Here is a 15,979-nt window from a genome sequence, read left to right as displayed (position 1 = left end):
GCGAACAGCGTGGTGTGCTCGCCGACGATGTCGCCGCCACGCACCGTGGCAAACCCGATGGTGCGCCGGTCACGGGCTCCGGTCTGGCCCTCGCGCCCGTAGACGGCGTCCTGCTCCAGATCACGGCCCAGGGTCTCCGCGACCACGCGCCCCAGTTTCAGCGCGGTACCGGAGGGCGCATCCACCTTGTGCCGGTGATGCGCCTCCAGAATCTCCACGTCCACGCTGTCGCCCAGCGCCCGCGCGGCCAGCTCCACCAGCTTGAAGGTCAGGTTGACCCCGACACTCATGTTCGGGGCATAGACAATCGGAAGATCCCCCGCCGCCAAGCGCAGGCGCTGCTCCTGCTCGGCGTCCAGGCCGGTGGTCCCGATCACCAGCGCCTTGCCAGAGCGCGCGCACAGATCAAGGTGCTGCATGGTGGCCTGCGGCGCGGTGAAGTCGATCAGTACGTCGAAGTCGTCGGTGACCGTCGCCAGATCGTCGACCAGGCGTACCCGGCCCTCCTGGCCGACGGCCTGGCCGAGCGCCTCGCTGCCGGGGCGTTCACTGGCTGCACCCAGCCGGGCATCGGGATGTTCGTCCACCGCCTGCACCAGGTTCTGGCCCATGCGCCCGCCGGCGCCCGCAATCGCAATTCGAATCATCTTTGTTCCATCCAGTGCTATCGGTCCATCGGGTTACGCGCACCCTACGAAGCTTCGACTGTCCGCGCCAGTGGCGCCACCCTCACTCGGTCGATTCAGAGGGTGCGAACCGGCGTGCGGAAGCGCCATTCCCCGTACACCGAAGCAATCACGCCGGCCGCCGCGAGGAACGCCGCGAACACGTACACCGAGCCCGGACTGATGCCGTCCCACAGGTAGCCGGCCACCAGCGAGCCCATCGCCCCGCCCAGTCCGAAGGCCAGCGACGAGTACAGCGCCTGCCCGCGACCCTGCAACCGCCCGGGAAAGAAGTAGTGGATCAGCGAGATCGCCGCCGCGTGGTACACCCCGTAACTCGCCGCATGCAGGATCTGAATGAACAGCAGCATCGGCAGAGAATCCGGGACCGCCGCCAGCAGCCCCCAGCGCAACGTGGTCAGCACCAGCGCCGCGGAGACCAGCATCCAGGCGCCGAAGCGCAGGATCAGACGCGGCATCAGCAGGAACAGCACCACCTCCGCGGCGACCCCCAGCGCCCACAACTGCCCCGCCACCGAGCGCGAGAAGCCGGCCTCTTCCAGATACAGGGTAAAGAAGGCGTAGTACGGCCCGTGGCTGGCCTGCATGAAGAAGCAGGCCACGAACAGCGCGATCACCTCCGGCCGGCGCAACACCGCCAGCAGTGGCGGGGCGTTGTTGTCTTCCTCGTGGTTGCGCGCCGGCTCGCGCACGAACTGCGACGCCACCACCACCGCAATCAGCACCGCCAGCACGATCCACGGCAGCCAGGCCACGGCAATCCGGTCGAAGGCCCAGCCCAGCACGGCCACCGCGACGATAAAGCCGACCGAGCCCCACAGCCGGACCAGCGCATACCGATGCGCATCCCGCCCCAGCGACCGCATGGTGGTGGCCTCGAACTGCGGCAGGATCGCGTTCCAGAAGAAGCTGTAGGCGGCCATCACCACCGCCAGCCACCAGTACCCGGTGTACAGCAGCACACCGGCAAAAGCGACCGCCCCGCCCAGCGCGCCCCAGCGGGCCACCGGCATGTGCGCGCCGGCGCGGTCGGCCAGCCAGCCCCAGACGTTGGGCGCAATGATCTTGGTCGCCAGCACGATCGCCATCAGCTCGCCGATCTGGGCGCCGCTGAACCCCTCCTCGGAGAGATACGGCCCCCAGAACGGCATGAACGCGCCGAGGCTGGCGAAATAGAAGAAGTAAACCGCGGACAGGCGCGCGTTCTGCGTCACGGCCATGGCAGATCCGCTACCGGTTCGCGAGGATACGGCCGCATGGCCGCGTCATTCGTCGGGATGGTCGCGCAGCGCCAGGCCGGTATCCGCCACGTCGGCGTTCTGCCCACGGTGACGCAGGGCGTGATCCATCAGCACCAGCGCCATCATCGCCTCGGCGATCGGGGTCGCGCGGATACCCACGCAGGGGTCGTGCCGCCCCTTGGTCACCACCTCCACCGGCTCGCCGGCGGTGTTGATGCTGCGCCCGGGCAGACGAATGCTGGAGGTCGGCTTCATGGCGATGCTGGCCCGCACCGCCTGGCCCGTGCTGATCCCGCCCAGCACGCCGCCGGCGTGGTTGGACAGAAAGCCCTCGGGGGTGATCTCGTCGCGATGCTCGGTGCCGCGCTGGGTCACGGATTCGAAGCCCGCGCCGATCTCCACGCCCTTCACCGCGTTGATGCTCATCAGCGCATGCGCCAGCTCGGCATCCAGGCGGTCGAATACCGGCTCGCCCCAGCCGGCGGGCACGCCGGTGGCCTCGACGGTGACCCGCGCGCCGATGGAGTCGCCCGACTTGCGCAGGGCGTCCATGTACTCCTCCAGCTCCGGCACCTTGCCCGGGTCCGGGGAGAAGAACGGGTTGTCGTTCGCGATCTCCGGCTGCTTCGCTTCCAGCTCGATCGGGCCCAGCTGCGAGAGCCAGCCACGGATGGTGATGCCGTAGCGCTGTTCGAGATAGCGCCGGGCGATCCCGCCGGCCGCCACGCGGAGAGCGGTCTCGCGCGCGGAACTGCGCCCGCCGCCGCGATAGTCGCGCACCCCGTATTTCTGGTGATAGGTGTAGTCCGCATGCCCGGGACGGAAGCGATCCTGAATCTCGCTGTAGTCCTTGGAGCGCTGGTCCACATTCTCGATCAGCAGACCGATCGGCGTACCCGTCGTGCGGCCCTCGAACACCCCCGAGAGGATGCGCACCTGGTCCGGTTCACGGCGCTGGGTGGTGTGGCGCGACTGCCCCGGGCGGCGGCGATCCAGGTCGAACTGGAGATCCGCCTCGCACAGCTCCAGACCGGGCGGACAGCCGTCCACCACCGCGCCCAGGGCCGGCCCGTGACTTTCACCAAAGGTACTGACGACGAACAGTCGCCCAAAGCTGTTTCCCGACATGCGCGTAGTGTAGCCGCGGGCAAGCCGGCTGTCGCCTGTTCCCCCGCCCAGCGGCCGGAATGGCACGCTCGGCAAGTGCGTCCCCTTTCTGCCATGCTCAGCGTATGACACCCATCATCAGAAAGGAGGACACCATGTCGAAATCCCTGACCCGCCTCGCCACTGGCACCATCGCGGCCCTGTGCCTGGGCCTGGCCAGCAGCGCGCAGGCCGAAGACGTTTACAGCCAGCGGTTCATGACGCTCGAACTGGCCAACGACATCGCCATGGGCGCCGTCGAGGCCTGCCGCGAGGAGGGCTATCAGACCGCGGTCGTCGTGGTCGACCGGTCCGGCAACGAGCAGGTGGTCCTGCGCGATCGCATGGCCGGCGTGCAGACCATCCAGATTGCCGGGGACAAGGCCCGTGCCGTGACCATGTCCGGCACCACGTCCGCCAACTTCCGCGAAAACCGCGAAGACATCCGCATGGAGATGAACCATGTCGACGGCATGATCATGCTGGCCGGCGGCCTGCCGATCGAAGCCGCCGGCAGCATGCTGGGTGCGGTGGGCGTTTCCGGCGCCCCGGGCGGCGACCTCGACGAGGAATGCGCGCAGGCCGGGATCGACCAGGTCCAGGAACGCCTCGACTTCGTGATGTAACCACACCGGGTGCCAAGGACCGGCGCCCGCCCCCAGGAAAACACGATGCCCCCCGACACCCCCCGCCCGGCCCCGAAACGCATCTCGCCGGTGGAGACCTACGAGCGGTTGCAGGCGCGCCCGCGCGACCTGCTGATCGACGTCCGCTCGACCATGGAATACCTGTTCGTCGGCCATCCGACCGGGTCGGTCCACATCCCGTGGATCGACGAACCCGACTGGACCGTGAACCCGCAGTTCGTGCCCCAGGTCCGCAAGCTGCTGCTGGGCGGTGTCAGCGATCACAGCGCAGAGGCCCCCGCCCTGTACCTGATCTGCCGCAGCGGCAAGCGCACGCTGGATGCCGGCCAGGCCCTGGTGGATGCCGGGATCGAGAACGTCTTCTCGGTGGAGGAAGGCTTCGAGGGGCCGCTGGACGAGCACCACCGGCGCTCCACCCGCGGCGGCTGGCGCTACCACGGCCTGCCCTGGGAGCAGTGCTGAAGCATTCGTGTCCGCGTGGATCCCCTACTGTGACGGGGGTTGCGCGCACCCCCGGGGGATTGGTCCATAATGAAACCGGACGCGTTACTGCGGCGTTCGATTGTGGCCCGGTGGTACCCTTGAGCCTTAATTCTTCACCACGGGACCGAGTACTTCCGTTTCGCTGTGCAGGTCCGTCTTCGAGCGGAAAGCCTAAAGATTCGGAGACTTCTCCCACCTGAACCTCAGGTTCAAGGTCAAAGGTCACGCCGGCGCCCGCGGGGCGCGTCCACTTCTTTTTGATCCCCGTCTTTCCATACCGATCCCCTTATGTCTGCGGAAACCGACTCCGTTCACGATTCGCTATCGCCCGAGGATCTGCGCGCCCTGCGCCTGCGCCTGCGCCGCGCGCGCACCGCGCTGTCGGACGCCCAGCTCGACCGGCACTCCGCCGCCATCTGCGAGCACCTGCTGCGCTGGTTCGAACGCTGGCAGCCGCGCTGCGTGGGCGCCTATCGTGGCCTGCGCGGCGAGGTCGACCTGACAGCTCTCACCGTCGCCCTGGCCGCACGCGGGACCCGCATTGCCCTGCCGGTAATGGATGACAAGCGTCCCGGGCGCATGCATTTCCACGCCTGGGCCCCGGGCGATGCGCTGTGCCACAACGGCTTCGGTATCGCCGAACCCTGCCCGGATGCCCCGCGCATCTGGCGCCGCGAGATGCAGGTGGTGCTGATGCCGCTGGTCGCCTTTGACACGGCCGGCAACCGCATGGGCATGGGCGCGGGCTACTACGACCGCTACTTCGCCCGGCGCCGCTTCGGCATCCGCCGACCGAAACTGATTGGCGTGGCCCACTCGCTGCAGGGCGTTCCGGCGCTGCCCAGCCAGCCCTGGGACGTCCCGCTGGACGGCGTCGTCACCGAGCAGGGCTGGCATGCGCTTCCAGACCGCGCGCGGCACAATACGCATACCTGACCCCATCCCTCATTTGGCACGAGGAGCCCGCATGGCCTACTGGCTGATGAAGTCCGAGCCCGACGAGTTCAGCATCGACGACCTGGAGCGCGTCGGGGTGGAGCCCTGGGACGGCATCCGCAACTACCAGGTGCGCAACATGATGCGCGACGAGATGAAGAAGGGCGATCTCGCCTTCTTCTACCACTCCAACGCCAAGCCCCCGGGCATTGTCGGCATCCTGCGCATCGAGAAAGAGGCGTACCCGGACACCTGCGCCTTCGACCCCGAGGACCCGCACTACGACCCCAAGAGCGACCCGGACAACCCGCGCTGGCTGCGCGTGGACGTCGCCTTCGAGGAGAAATTCGGCGACATCATCACCCTGGACTGGCTGAAGCAGCAGCCGCAGCTCGAGGACTGCCCGCTGGTGCGCCGCGGCAACCGGTTGTCGGTGATGCCCATCACCCAGGACCAGTGGGACTTCATCCTGAGCCACGCCCAGCGCGGCCATACCCATCGAGGACAGTAACCGCGTGGCCACGCTCTACCACTTCCCGCACGACGCGAAGGCCGACCGCCTGCGCCTGGCCTGCGGCTACAAGGGCGTCGCGCTGGAGACCCGCGCGCTGGACTGGTTCGACGACGAGACCTTCTTCGAACTGGGCGTGGCCCGCCGGTCCCCGATCCTGCAAACCGACGACGGTACGCTGCACACCGACACCGTCACGGCACTGCGCGATATCGACCACCTGTTCCCGAGCGGCGAGCCACTCTCTGACGGCGTAATCGCCGAGGACGCCTGGCAGGCCCTGGTGGACTGGCGCGCCAAGGTGGAGATCGTGCTGGACCGACTCTACGCCCCGCTGGCGCCGGGCTTTCACGGCATCGGCGAGAGCGCCGAGGCCCTGGCCGACTTCAAGGCGCATGTGCAGCACCGCTTCGGCCTGTCGCTGGAGGAACTGGCCAACGACCGCTACGACGGCTACAACCAGCTCGCCAAACTCAGCCACCTGCCGGAACTGGCCAGGCACCTGGCCGCCAACCGCTTCTACCTCGGCCACCCGTCCATCGCCGACTGCGTGATCGCTGCCGACCTCTACCCGCTCCAGATGCACGACGGCATCAACCTGCCGGTCGACATGCTCTACTACCTGCGCCGCGTCGAGGAGATCTTCCACACCCCCCTCGACACCCACTGGCTCGCCCGCTGACCTGTTGGCGACAACCCTTCAACGGGCCATGCCCCGCGTCCCTCATCCACAGCACTCAGACTCGTCGTCATCGCGAGGAGCGCAGCGACGTGGCGATCTCGCAGGGACCCCGGCCCAAGCGCAGGCCAGAGTCATTCACCCAAAACGGTAGTGCTTGCGGATGTCGCGGTGGATCTCCCAGGTGCAGTCCATGCCCTCGGGGAAGGTCACCAGGTCGCCGTCGCCGACCGTGACCGGCTCGCCGCCGTCCGGGGTCACCGTGACCTGGCCTTCCAGGATGTAGCAGACCTCGCGCTCGTCGTAGTGCCAGGGGAAGGTCGAGACCTCCTTCTCCCAGACCGGCCAGTCGAACACCCCCAGGCGTTCCAGATAGTCGTGGTCCGGGCGATGAATCACTTCGATCGACATATCGTTCTCCCGTATGGATACCCGTCCTGCCCATTCTGCCGGAGCCCGGAGGCCGCGCGCATGCCATCACGCGCGACGGGCAGGGCACCCCCGGTTTGCCCCGGGCCCTCGATCCGGCTAGGTTGCCGCAGCATGGAACACGATCACATCCAGTACCTGCGGCGCAATCATCCGGGCTGGCGCCTGCTGACCTCGGACAATGCCCCGCTGATCCTGGGTTTCCTGCACCAGGCCTATATCGAGTCCAACGCGCGCGCCCTGAGCGAGCAGGAACTGGTCGGCAAGCTGGAGGACTACCTGTTCCACCTGCGCAACCAGGAAGGCGAGGGCCTCTATCCCAAGGCGGCACGCGACTACCTGAACGACTGGGCCGCGGACGAACGCGGCTGGTTGCGCCGCTACTACCCGCAACAGAGCGACGAGCCCCACTTCGACCTGATGCCGGCCACCGAGCAGGCCATCCACTGGGTCGCGGCGCTGGAGGAACGCCCGCAGTTCGTGGGTGCGGAGTCACGCCTGCGGATGGTCTTCGACCTGCTGCGGGAACTCGTCCACGGGGCCGAGACCGACCCGCAGGCCCAGCTTCTCGAACTGGAACGCCAGCGTGCCGAGCTGGACGCACGCATCCAGAACCTGCGCGACGGACAACTGGAACGCCTGGACCCCACCCGACTGCGCGAACGTTTCCTGCAGGCCGAGGGCACGGCGCGCGGGCTGTTGGCCGATTTTCGTCAGGTCGAGCAGAACTTCCGCGACCTCGATCGCCAGGTCCGCGAACGCATTGCCACCTGGGATGGCACCCGGGGCGACCTGCTGGGCGACATCTTCGGCGAGCAGGATGCGATCGCCGAGTCCGACCAGGGCCGCAGCTTCAGCGCCTTCTGGGACTTCCTGATGTCGCCCGCGCGCCAGGAAGAACTGAGCGACCTGCTGGAACGCGCACTGCAGCTCGAACCTGTCACCGAACTACGGCCCGACCCGCGGATCCGACGCATCCACTACGACTGGCTGGAAGCCGGCGAAACCACCCAGCGCACGGTCGCCCGGCTCTCTCAGCAATTGCGCCGCTTCCTGGATGATCAGGCCTGGCTGGAAAACCGGCGCATCATGGACCTGATCCGCGACGTCGAGCAGCAGGCCCTGGCCCTGCGCGCGTCCCCCCCCGGTGGCGGTGTCATGGAACTGGACGAACCGGGTCCGAGCGTCGAACTGCCCATGGAACGCCCGTTGTTCGTCCCGCCGCTGAAGCCGGACATCCAGGACACGGTCCTGATGGACGGCGAGACCGACATCGACCCGGCCGCGCTGTTCGAACAGGCCTGGGTGGATCGTGATCTCCTGCGCGGACACATCCGCCATGCCCTGCACCGACACTCGCCCGCCAGTCTCTCCACGGTGCTGGAGGCCCACCCACTGGAGCAAGGCCTGGCCGAGCTGGTGACCTACCTGGCGATCGCCACCGAGGATCCACACACTGTGATCGACGAGACCCGCAGCGAATCCGTCACCTGGATCGACCCGGATGGCCAACAGCGACGGGCCCGCCTGCCGGTAATCCTCTTCACTCGCGAGGGAGTCCAATGAACGACGAAGCCCGGACAGCAGCCATCGAGGGCGACGATCGCCTGTCGCTGGTACTGGTCACGCTGTTCCGCGGTGTCCTTCACCGCGACGCCGCCCCGCAGGCCTGGCAGGGGCTGCTGGACCTGCAAGCACGCGTGCGCGACTACGTGGCGGTCCTGGGGCTGGAGTTGATGCTGGACGAGGCCGAGGGCTACGCCTATCTCGCCCAGCGCCCGCGCGACGAGGAGGCACCCGACCTGCCGCGCCTGGTGGCCCGACGCCAGCTGAGCTATCCCGTGAGCCTGCTGCTGGCGCTGCTGCGCAAGAAGCTCGCCGAGCACGATGCCACCGGTGGCGATACCCGTCTGGTCCTGAGCCGCGAGGAGATCGCCGAACTGATCCGCATCTTCCTGCCCGAGACCGCCAACGAGGCCCGCCTGCTGGACCGGGTCGAGAACCACATCAACAAGGCGGTGGAGCTCGGCTTCCTGCGCCGCCTGCGCGGCCAGGAACAGCGCTACGAGGTGCAGCGCATCCTGCAGGCCTTTGTGGACGCGCAATGGCTGGGCGAATTCGACGAACGCCTGCGCGCCTACCGCGCACACGCCGAGGGGCACACCGAGGGCTCGGCCTCCGACCCGTCCGACCGCTGAAAAAAACGCTGACGAATGGCACTCGACAGGGACCAGAACGTTACAATGCAGGGCCATCCGACTGCGCGCAGGAAGACCTTTCATGGGTGATGCCGTCAGCCGCAACGCGACCTACGAGGACCTGCTCCGCGCCGACCCCAACCAGGTCGCCGAGTTGATCCGCGGCCAGCGGGTCACCAGCCCGCGACCCGCACCCCGGCACACCCGGGCCAGCTCGCGCCTGGGGGCGGAACTCGACGGCCCGTTCGACCGCGGTCGCGGCGGCCCGGGCGGCTGGTGGATCCTGGACGCGCCCGAGCTGCATCTCGGCGCGGATGTGCTGGTCCCGGACCTGGCTGGCTGGGGACGCACTCGAATGCCGAGCCTTCCGGAGACGGCCTGGTTCGAACTGCCGCCGGACTGGGTGTGCGAGGTCCTCTCGCCGGCAACCGCTCGCATGGACCGGGTGGAAAAGCTCCCGATCTACGCGGCACATGCGGTACAGCACGCCTGGCTGATCGACCCCGAGCTGCGAACCTTGGAGGCCTATGCGAACCACGACGGCCACTGGCTGCTGCTCGCGGCGTTCGAACAAAAAAACCCGGTCTGCATCGCGCCCTTCGATGCCATCACCTTCGATCCCGACGGCCTGTGGGCCGACTGACTCGCCCGGCACCCGCACCCCATGGAAGAGCAACTCCTCGATTTCGCCGCCAGTGACCAGCGTGCAGGCTTCCGCCTGCACCGGGTCGAGCTGTACAACTGGGGCACCTTCCACGACCGGGTCTGGTCTATCGAGCCGGGTGGCGACAACGCCCTGCTGACCGGCGACATCGGGTCGGGCAAGTCCACCCTGGTGGACGCCATCACCACCCTGCTGGTGCCCGCTCAGCGCATCACCTACAACAAGGCAGCCGGCGCGGAGGCCAAGGAGCGCTCCCTGCGCTCCTACGTGCTCGGCCATTACAAGTCGGAACGCGACGACACCGGAGCGAATGCCCGCCCGGTCGCCCTGCGCGACCACAACAGCTACTCGGTCATCCTCGGGCGCTTCCACAACGAGGGGTTCGACCAGACCATCACACTCGCCCAGGTCTTCTGGATCCGCGACCAGGGCCAGCCCCAGCGCTTTTACGTGATCGCCGAACGCGGCCTCGGCATCGCCGAAGATTTCGCCGACTTCGGCCCCGACCTCAACACCCTGAAGAAGCGTCTGCGCGCCACCGAAGGCGTCCAGGTGCACGACAGCTTCCCGCCCTACGGCGCCGCCTTTCGCCGCCACTTCGGGATCGGTGGCGAGCAGGCCCTGGAGCTCTTCAGCCAGACCGTCTCCATGAAATCGGTCGGCAACCTCACCGAGTTCGTGCGTACCCACATGCTGGAAGCGGCCCCGGTGGACGACAAGGTGGATGCCCTGATCGGCCACTTCGACGACCTCAACCGGGCGCACGACGCGGTGGTCAACGCCCGCGCCCAGATCGAGGCCCTGGAGCCGCTGGTCGCCGGGGCGCGCGAACACGCGGACCTGGCGCGTCGGGCGGACGAATGGCGGGCGGCGCGCGAGGCCCTGGAACCGTGGTTCGCCGGGGTCAAGGGACAACTGCTGGAACAGCGCCTGGAGAAACTGGCCACCGATGTCGCCCGCGCGGATACCCGCATCACCCAGCAGACCCGGCAGCGCAGCGAACAACTGGCACGCCGCGACGACCTCAAGCGCGACATCGCCGCGCACGGCGGCGACCGCCTGGAGGCCCTGGCCCGCGAGATCCGCGAAAAGGACGAGGAACGCAAGGCACGCTACCAGCGAGCCACCCGCTACAACGCCCTGGTCCATTCCCTGGAACTGCCCGAGGCGCGCGACGCCGATACCTTTCTGGCCAACCGCCGGCGCGTCGACGCGGAGACGGAAAAGGTCGATGCGCGCCTGGGCGAACTGCAGAATACGCGCACCGAGGCCGAGGTCGACTTCCGCCAGCTGCGGGAACAGCACGAGGCACTGGAGACCGAACTGGAATCGCTGCGCGACCGCGAATCCAGCATCCCCTCCGGCATGCTCGCGCTGCGCGAGCGGCTGTGCGAAGCCACCGGCCTGGACACCGCCACCCTGCCCTTCGCCGGCGAACTGATCCAGGTCCTGGAGGAACAGCGCGACTGGGAAGGGGCCGCGGAACGCCTGCTGCACAACTTCGGCCTGTCCCTTTTGGTACCCGACCGGCACTACTCCACGGTGGCCGACTGGGTGGACCGCACCCACCTGCGCGGCCGTCTGGTCTACTACCGGGTCCGCGAGCCGGTCGAGCGCGATTCCGGCGCCGCCCGGCTGCATTCCGAATCGCTAGTGCACAAGCTGGCGATCCACCCGGACTCGGCGTTCTACCCGTGGCTGGCCGCGGAACTCGCCCGGCGCTTCGACTACGCCTGCTGCGACGACCTGGAACGCTTCCGCCGCGAACCGCGCGCGATTACCCGGTCCGGCCAGACCAAGGCCGGTGGCGAGCGCCACGAGAAGGACGACCGCCACCGCATCGACGACCGCTCGCGTTACATCCTCGGCTGGAGCAACCAGCACAAGATCGCCGCCCTGGAGCACCAGGCCGAGAGCCTGCAGGCCCGAATGCAGCAGATTGCCGACCAGCTGGCCACCCTGGAGCAGGAATCCCGAACCTTGAACGAGCGTCGCGTGGCCCTGGGCAAGCTGGAGGTCTACGACGACTTCCAGGCGCTGGACTGGCAGGCCCTGGTGGCCGAGATCGCGGCCCTGGAAGAGGAGAAACGCCGCCTCGAGGAAGAATCCGACACCCTGCGTGCCCTGCAGACCGAGCTCGAGTCCCTGGAAGAGGCGATCCGCGAACACGAACAGGAGCTCGACCGGCTCAAGAACGAGCGCAGCCGGCTGCAGGAACGCCAGGAACGCACACAGGAGGCCCTGGCGGCCGCCCGGGAGCAGCATGCCGGTGCGACCGCCACCCAGCGCGAGGCCGTCTTCCCGCGCCTGGACGAGCTGCGTGATGAGGCGCTGGGCGATCGCCGCGTGACCGTGGAGTCCTGCGACAACGCCCAGTCGGAGATGCGCGCCTGGCTGCAGAGCCGCATTGACCGCGACGAGCGGCAGCTAAAGCGCCTGGCGGAACGGGTCGTCAATGCGATGGCGGACTTTCGTCATCGCTGGCCGCTGGAGAGCCGCGAGATGGACGCCCACCTGGACGCGGCCGACGAATACGCCAGCCTGCTGGAGCACCTGCGGGGCGATGACCTGCCGCGCTTCGAACAACGTTTCAAGGAACTGCTCAACGAGAACACCATTCGCGAGGTCGCGCAGTTCCACAGCCAGCTGCAACGCCAGCGCGAATCGATCCGCGAACGCGTCGACACCATCAACGCCTCGCTGCACGGCATCGACTTCAACGAGGGACGCTACATCCGCCTGCTGGCCGACCCCGCCGCGGATACCGAGATCCGCGACTTCCAGCGCGATCTGCGCGCCTGCACCACCGGCACTACCGATGCACAGGGCGAGGCCGACTACTCCGAGTCCCGGTTCCTGCAGGTGCGCGCGATCATCGAACGCCTGCGCGGGCGCGAGGGCACGGCCGAGCTGGACCGGCGCTGGCGGCGCAAGGTGACCGACGTACGCAACTGGTTCACCTTCTCCGCCGAGGAACGCTGGCGCGAGGACGATGCGTCCCACGAGCACTACACCGACTCCGGCGGCAAGTCCGGCGGGCAGAAGGAAAAGCTCGCCTACACCGTCCTCGCCGCCAGCCTCGCCTACCAATTCGGGCTGGAGGAAGGCACCCGGGGCAGCCGCTCGTTCCGCTTCGTGGTGATCGACGAGGCCTTTGGTCGCGGCTCCGACGAATCCGCGCGATTCGGCCTGGAACTGTTCGAGCGGCTCAAGCTCCAGCTCCTGATCGTCACGCCACTGCAGAAGATCCACATCATCGAACCACATGTCGCCAGTGTCGGCTTTGTCCATTCCCCGGACGGGGCCCGCTCCCTGATCCGCAACCTGACCATCGAGGAATACCAGGCGGAAAAGGCGGCCCGAGCCGCCGGCACTGCAGGCTGACATGGGCGACTGGACGCGGCCCGCCGGAATCCTCCGGCAGCTACAACGGCGCTGGGAGCGCGGCGAGATCCTCGCCGCGCGCGTGACCGGCGCACCGCTGTTCCCGCTGGAAATCCCCCTGACCCGTCCCCGCCCACGCGAGGTCACGGCCGACTTCGGCCGGGTGATGGACTGGGTGGCCGAGTTGCGCAAGGGCGAACGCAGCCAGCGCGGCTACGGCTTCGAACTCCTGTGGGAGACGCAACGCAACCGGGTCCACGGCAGCAACCCGCTGCCGCGCGCGGCCCGCGTCCCCGACGCCGACGATGCCCTGCGCCTGCTGGGGCATACCCGCGATGCCCAAAGGTTCGACGCCCTGGTGGCCGCCACGTCCGAGCGCTGCCCGGCCCTGCTCGACTGGGTCGCGCGGCGGCCTCTGACCACCCTGGACCAGGCCGATGCCTGGGATCGCATCCTCACAGTCGTGGAATGGTTCCGGGCCCACCCGCGCCCCGGCCTCTACCTGCGCCAGCTCGACATCCCCGGGGTCGACACCAAGTTCATCGAGGCGCGCCGGCGCCTGCTCGGCGAACTGCTGGATCTCGTCCTGCCCGCCGCAGCGGTCGACACCCGCCACACCGGAGCCCGCGGATTCGAGGCCCGCTATGGCCTGCGCACCCGGCCCGTAACTCTCCGGCTCCGACTGCTCGACCCGACCCTGTATCTGCACGGCCTGAGCGACCTCAGTGCCCCGGTGGACGAACTCGCGCAACTCGACCCCTGCGCCTGGGCCACGCCGGTGGAACGGGTATTTATCGCGGAAAACGAGATCAATGGCCTGGCCTTCCCCGAGCACGCGCGCGCCCTCGTCATCTTCGGGCTGGGCTATGCCGTCGAGCACCTGGACCGGCTCCCCTGGCTGCGGAGACTTCCGGTCCACTACTGGGGCGATATCGACACCCACGGATTCGCTATCCTTGATCGCCTGCGCGCCCATCTGCCCCGGGCGCAATCCCTGCTCATGGACCGCGACACCCTGGAGGCACACCACAACCTCTGGGGCCAGGAACCCGAAGACCGCCGCCACACCCGCGACCTCAGCCGTCTCACCCCCGCCGAGGACGAACTATTCCGCATGCTGCGCGACAACATCCCGGGCGAACGCGTGCGCCTGGAACAGGAACGCATCCCGTACGGCTGGCTCCGCCAGGCCCTCCAGCACCTCGATTGACGCATGCATGATCCGCAGTGCCTCTTGGCTGCGGACCCATGTGCCAACCTGCATTCCGGCCTCCAAACACCTCTTTGCTCGTGACTGTCATACGACCCGTTTCGCGCAGTCAGCTCCGGCATGTCCACCGCGACGGACGACGGGTCGGAACTCATCGCCCTTGAATTTATCTTGGGTAACGGATGAGGTAGACCGTGCCAGAAAGCGCCCCTGTCTCGTGCACGGAAGTGGCTGAGCATCATGTCCGGCGGGACAAGACAGTGCTGACATCATGGCGAGTGCGATTTATTCGAACGCGCGAACGTAAACGAACGGCCTAAGCGCATTGTCAGGCCATTTTTTGCAGATGGTGAAAATCTTCAATTGAGGCCAGCTCTTTTGCCTCATTGGCTTGCGCTTGAAAAAGATCCCACCGGATCTGAAGGTTCAACCAAAAATCTGCAGAAACCCCAAAGAACTTTGCCAACCGAAGCGCAGTGCTTGGCGTGACGCCGCGCTTCTGATTAACGAGCTCATTTACTCGCTGATACGGAACATGAATCGCATCAGCCAAATCACGCTGACTTATATTCATAGGCACTAGGAACTCGTCCCGAAGCATTTCGCCGGGATGCGTAGGCGCCCTATGCGTTGGAATCCGAACCATATTCGATACCTCTAGTGATAATCGGTAACCTCGACTTCGCTCGGACCGGATTCGCCCCAGACGAAACAGATTCGGTACTGTTCGTTGATACGAATGCTGTACTGGCCGTTACGGCTTCCAGCAAGGGCCTCAAGGCGATTACCAGGAGGAACCTTCAGTTCTTCGAGCGACTGTACTGAATCGAGCTGATCAAGCCTGCGCATGGCGATCTTCCAGAGCTTTTCTGGACAGGATTTTCTAGCGGCTTTCGAATTGATGCCATTGAAGATGTCCTCAGAAGCCCGATCATAGAACGAGTCAATCATGGAAGCATGATAGCACGGTCTCCATGCTACACAAATGCAAGCAGGTGTCCACTGGTTCCTTGTTGTGCGGGACCAGATTAGCGGAACAGGCGGCGTTCCCTGTGCCGGAAACGAAGTGCCACCAGCACCGCGAACGATGCAATCCCCAGGAGTGCGGGGAGGTATTCCAGGGGGAGATCCAGGCCCCAGGCCATATAGCCGGTGACCAGCGCCCACAGGAGCGGGATGATCGCCAGCACCAGGGGCGGACGCGACGGCACCAGCAACAGCAGTCCCAGGGTCAGCAGCATCACCGGCCCCGGGGCCACGCCGACATATTGCAGCTGCGTCCAGGGCGTGCCGGTCAGCGCGAGATCCAGCAAGGGATAGCCCACCAGCGCGTAGACGATCATCAAGACCGCGCCGCTACCCGCGAGCCCGCCGGACCAGCCAAAGCGGGCCTGGCCCATCAGGGTCAACGCGAACACCAGCATCACCCCCTGGGCCACAAAGACCCCGGCCAGCCACTCGGAGGCGAAGTGGAACGGCGCCAGCGAACCGCCGAAGAAGGCGACCCCGGTCCAGATCCACAGCACGCCCAGCAACAGGCCAATGACACGGCCGGCCGGGCGCGAGCCCGGAACCACCAGCCCCACAGCCGCCAGGGCGAGCAGTGCGCCGATCCCGTGCAGGGGCCAGATCGCGGTGTTGTACTGGCCCAGAATCGCCAGCCAGGTGGGTCCATCGAACGGCAGCATTCGTTACCCCTCGGTCCATACGTCAGGACTGTTTGTGCGGAATGGCCATTCCTCTGGCAAAGGGGGTACCGGGAAGG

Annotated in this window: 17 protein-coding genes and 1 other RNA gene; 11 read left to right on the top strand and 7 right to left on the bottom strand. The window is 67.1% G+C overall.

The genetic code is table 11. The features are described 5' to 3' along the window. The 3 genes from dapB to aroC all read right to left on the bottom strand — a co-directional run. Positions 1–647 (bottom strand): 4-hydroxy-tetrahydrodipicolinate reductase (gene dapB, locus ACESLR_RS06355; RefSeq protein WP_373066853.1); only part of this gene is annotated, 647 nt, incomplete at its 3' end. Between the two features lie 95 nt (positions 648–742). Beyond that, a complete protein-coding gene (locus tag ACESLR_RS06350) occupies positions 743–1,906 on the bottom strand; it encodes an MFS transporter (protein WP_373066849.1) in 1,164 nt (387 codons plus the stop codon). A 45-nt stretch (positions 1,907–1,951) separates the two neighbouring features. After that, positions 1,952–3,055: a chorismate synthase gene (gene aroC / locus ACESLR_RS06345; protein ID WP_373025445.1), complete on the bottom strand. Its 1,104-nt coding sequence runs from the start codon at positions 3,053–3,055 to the stop codon at positions 1,952–1,954. A gap of 134 nt (positions 3,056–3,189) precedes the next feature. On the opposite strand from aroC, the gene ACESLR_RS06340 reads away from it, so the two are divergent. The 6 genes from ACESLR_RS06340 to ACESLR_RS06315 all read left to right on the top strand — a co-directional run bounded on the left by ACESLR_RS06340 (position 3,190) and on the right by ACESLR_RS06315 (position 6,332). Beyond that, a complete protein-coding gene (locus ACESLR_RS06340; protein ID WP_373054332.1) occupies positions 3,190–3,699 on the top strand; it encodes a GlcG/HbpS family heme-binding protein in 510 nt (169 codons plus the stop codon). A gap of 45 nt (positions 3,700–3,744) precedes the next feature. Further along, on the top strand, positions 3,745–4,182 hold the full coding sequence (locus tag ACESLR_RS06335) for a rhodanese-like domain-containing protein (RefSeq protein WP_373066846.1): 438 nt from the start codon (positions 3,745–3,747) through the stop codon (positions 4,180–4,182). Between the two features lie 81 nt (positions 4,183–4,263). After that, positions 4,264–4,449: non-coding RNA, 6S RNA (gene ssrS / locus ACESLR_RS06330), on the top strand. Positions 4,450–4,491: 42 nt separating this feature from the next. Next, the gene (locus tag ACESLR_RS06325) at positions 4,492–5,139 is read left to right on the top strand and encodes a 5-formyltetrahydrofolate cyclo-ligase (protein ID WP_373025448.1); all 648 of its coding nucleotides are present in this window, start codon (positions 4,492–4,494) and stop codon (positions 5,137–5,139) included. 31 nt (positions 5,140–5,170) lie between these two features. Then, positions 5,171–5,650 carry an EVE domain-containing protein gene (locus ACESLR_RS06320; protein ID WP_373025449.1) on the top strand — a complete coding sequence of 160 codons (480 nt, stop codon included), beginning with the start codon at positions 5,171–5,173 and terminating at the stop codon, positions 5,648–5,650. A 4-nt stretch (positions 5,651–5,654) separates the two neighbouring features. Next, complete coding sequence (locus ACESLR_RS06315; RefSeq protein ID WP_373025450.1) at positions 5,655–6,332, top strand: glutathione S-transferase; 678 nt, start codon at positions 5,655–5,657, stop codon at positions 6,330–6,332. Positions 6,333–6,467: 135 nt separating this feature from the next. On the opposite strand, the gene ACESLR_RS06310 is transcribed toward ACESLR_RS06315, so the two are convergent. After that, positions 6,468–6,740, bottom strand: coding sequence for a cupin domain-containing protein (locus ACESLR_RS06310; RefSeq protein WP_373025451.1), 273 nt, complete (start codon positions 6,738–6,740; stop codon positions 6,468–6,470). A gap of 132 nt (positions 6,741–6,872) precedes the next feature. On the opposite strand from ACESLR_RS06310, the gene ACESLR_RS06305 reads away from it, so the two are divergent. The 5 genes from ACESLR_RS06305 to ACESLR_RS06285 all read left to right on the top strand — a co-directional run bounded on the left by ACESLR_RS06305 (position 6,873) and on the right by ACESLR_RS06285 (position 14,214). Next, positions 6,873–8,324, top strand: coding sequence for a DUF3375 domain-containing protein (locus tag ACESLR_RS06305; RefSeq protein WP_373025452.1), 1,452 nt, complete (start codon positions 6,873–6,875; stop codon positions 8,322–8,324). Then, entirely contained in the window at positions 8,321–8,956 is a 636-nt protein-coding gene (locus tag ACESLR_RS06300) for a DUF4194 domain-containing protein (RefSeq protein WP_373025453.1), read from the top strand. The genes ACESLR_RS06305 and ACESLR_RS06300 overlap by 4 nt, the downstream gene beginning before the upstream one ends. A gap of 82 nt (positions 8,957–9,038) precedes the next feature. Continuing rightward, positions 9,039–9,599, top strand: coding sequence for a Uma2 family endonuclease (locus ACESLR_RS06295; RefSeq protein ID WP_373025454.1), 561 nt, complete (start codon positions 9,039–9,041; stop codon positions 9,597–9,599). 21 nt (positions 9,600–9,620) lie between these two features. After that, entirely contained in the window at positions 9,621–13,004 is a 3,384-nt protein-coding gene (locus ACESLR_RS06290; protein ID WP_373025455.1) for an ATP-binding protein, read from the top strand. A gap of 1 nt (position 13,005) precedes the next feature. Further along, entirely contained in the window at positions 13,006–14,214 is a 1,209-nt protein-coding gene (locus tag ACESLR_RS06285; RefSeq protein ID WP_373066842.1) for a Wadjet anti-phage system protein JetD domain-containing protein, read from the top strand. A gap of 328 nt (positions 14,215–14,542) precedes the next feature. Here ACESLR_RS06285 and ACESLR_RS06280 read toward each other — a convergent pair whose 3' ends face one another. From ACESLR_RS06280 to ACESLR_RS06270, 3 genes are all read right to left on the bottom strand, one after another. After that, positions 14,543–14,860 (bottom strand): HigA family addiction module antitoxin, encoded by a 318-nt coding sequence (locus ACESLR_RS06280; RefSeq protein WP_373025457.1) that lies wholly within the window; start codon positions 14,858–14,860, stop codon positions 14,543–14,545. 11 nt (positions 14,861–14,871) lie between these two features. Beyond that, complete coding sequence (locus tag ACESLR_RS06275; protein WP_373025458.1) at positions 14,872–15,165, bottom strand: type II toxin-antitoxin system RelE/ParE family toxin; 294 nt, start codon at positions 15,163–15,165, stop codon at positions 14,872–14,874. 77 nt (positions 15,166–15,242) lie between these two features. Then, a complete protein-coding gene (locus tag ACESLR_RS06270; protein ID WP_373025459.1) occupies positions 15,243–15,902 on the bottom strand; it encodes a DUF6064 family protein in 660 nt (219 codons plus the stop codon). Positions 15,903–15,979: the final 77 nt, after the last annotated feature.

The organism is Thioalkalivibrio sp. (assembly GCF_041685615.1).
GTDB lineage: Bacteria > Pseudomonadota > Gammaproteobacteria > Ectothiorhodospirales > Ectothiorhodospiraceae > Thioalkalivibrio.
This window is presented reverse-complemented; position numbering and strand designations above follow the sequence as displayed.

Coding starts and splice junctions, on each gene's coding strand:
- ACESLR_RS06305 (WP_373025452.1), top strand. CDS start 6,873: ATGGAACACGATCACATCCAGTACCTGCGGCGCAATCATCCGGGCTGG.
- ACESLR_RS06340 (WP_373054332.1), top strand. CDS start 3,190: ATGTCGAAATCCCTGACCCGCCTCGCCACTGGCACCATCGCGGCCCTG.
- ACESLR_RS06335 (WP_373066846.1), top strand. CDS start 3,745: ATGCCCCCCGACACCCCCCGCCCGGCCCCGAAACGCATCTCGCCGGTG.
- ACESLR_RS06325 (WP_373025448.1), top strand. CDS start 4,492: ATGTCTGCGGAAACCGACTCCGTTCACGATTCGCTATCGCCCGAGGAT.
- ACESLR_RS06295 (WP_373025454.1), top strand. CDS start 9,039: ATGGGTGATGCCGTCAGCCGCAACGCGACCTACGAGGACCTGCTCCGC.
- ACESLR_RS06310 (WP_373025451.1), bottom strand. CDS start 6,740: ATGTCGATCGAAGTGATTCATCGCCCGGACCACGACTATCTGGAACGC.
- aroC (WP_373025445.1), bottom strand. CDS start 3,055: ATGTCGGGAAACAGCTTTGGGCGACTGTTCGTCGTCAGTACCTTTGGT.
- ACESLR_RS06285 (WP_373066842.1), top strand. CDS start 13,006: ATGGGCGACTGGACGCGGCCCGCCGGAATCCTCCGGCAGCTACAACGG.
- ACESLR_RS06320 (WP_373025449.1), top strand. CDS start 5,171: ATGGCCTACTGGCTGATGAAGTCCGAGCCCGACGAGTTCAGCATCGAC.
- ACESLR_RS06280 (WP_373025457.1), bottom strand. CDS start 14,860: ATGGTTCGGATTCCAACGCATAGGGCGCCTACGCATCCCGGCGAAATG.
- ACESLR_RS06350 (WP_373066849.1), bottom strand. CDS start 1,906: ATGGCCGTGACGCAGAACGCGCGCCTGTCCGCGGTTTACTTCTTCTAT.
- ACESLR_RS06275 (WP_373025458.1), bottom strand. CDS start 15,165: ATGATTGACTCGTTCTATGATCGGGCTTCTGAGGACATCTTCAATGGC.
- ACESLR_RS06290 (WP_373025455.1), top strand. CDS start 9,621: ATGGAAGAGCAACTCCTCGATTTCGCCGCCAGTGACCAGCGTGCAGGC.
- ACESLR_RS06300 (WP_373025453.1), top strand. CDS start 8,321: ATGAACGACGAAGCCCGGACAGCAGCCATCGAGGGCGACGATCGCCTG.
- ACESLR_RS06270 (WP_373025459.1), bottom strand. CDS start 15,902: ATGCTGCCGTTCGATGGACCCACCTGGCTGGCGATTCTGGGCCAGTAC.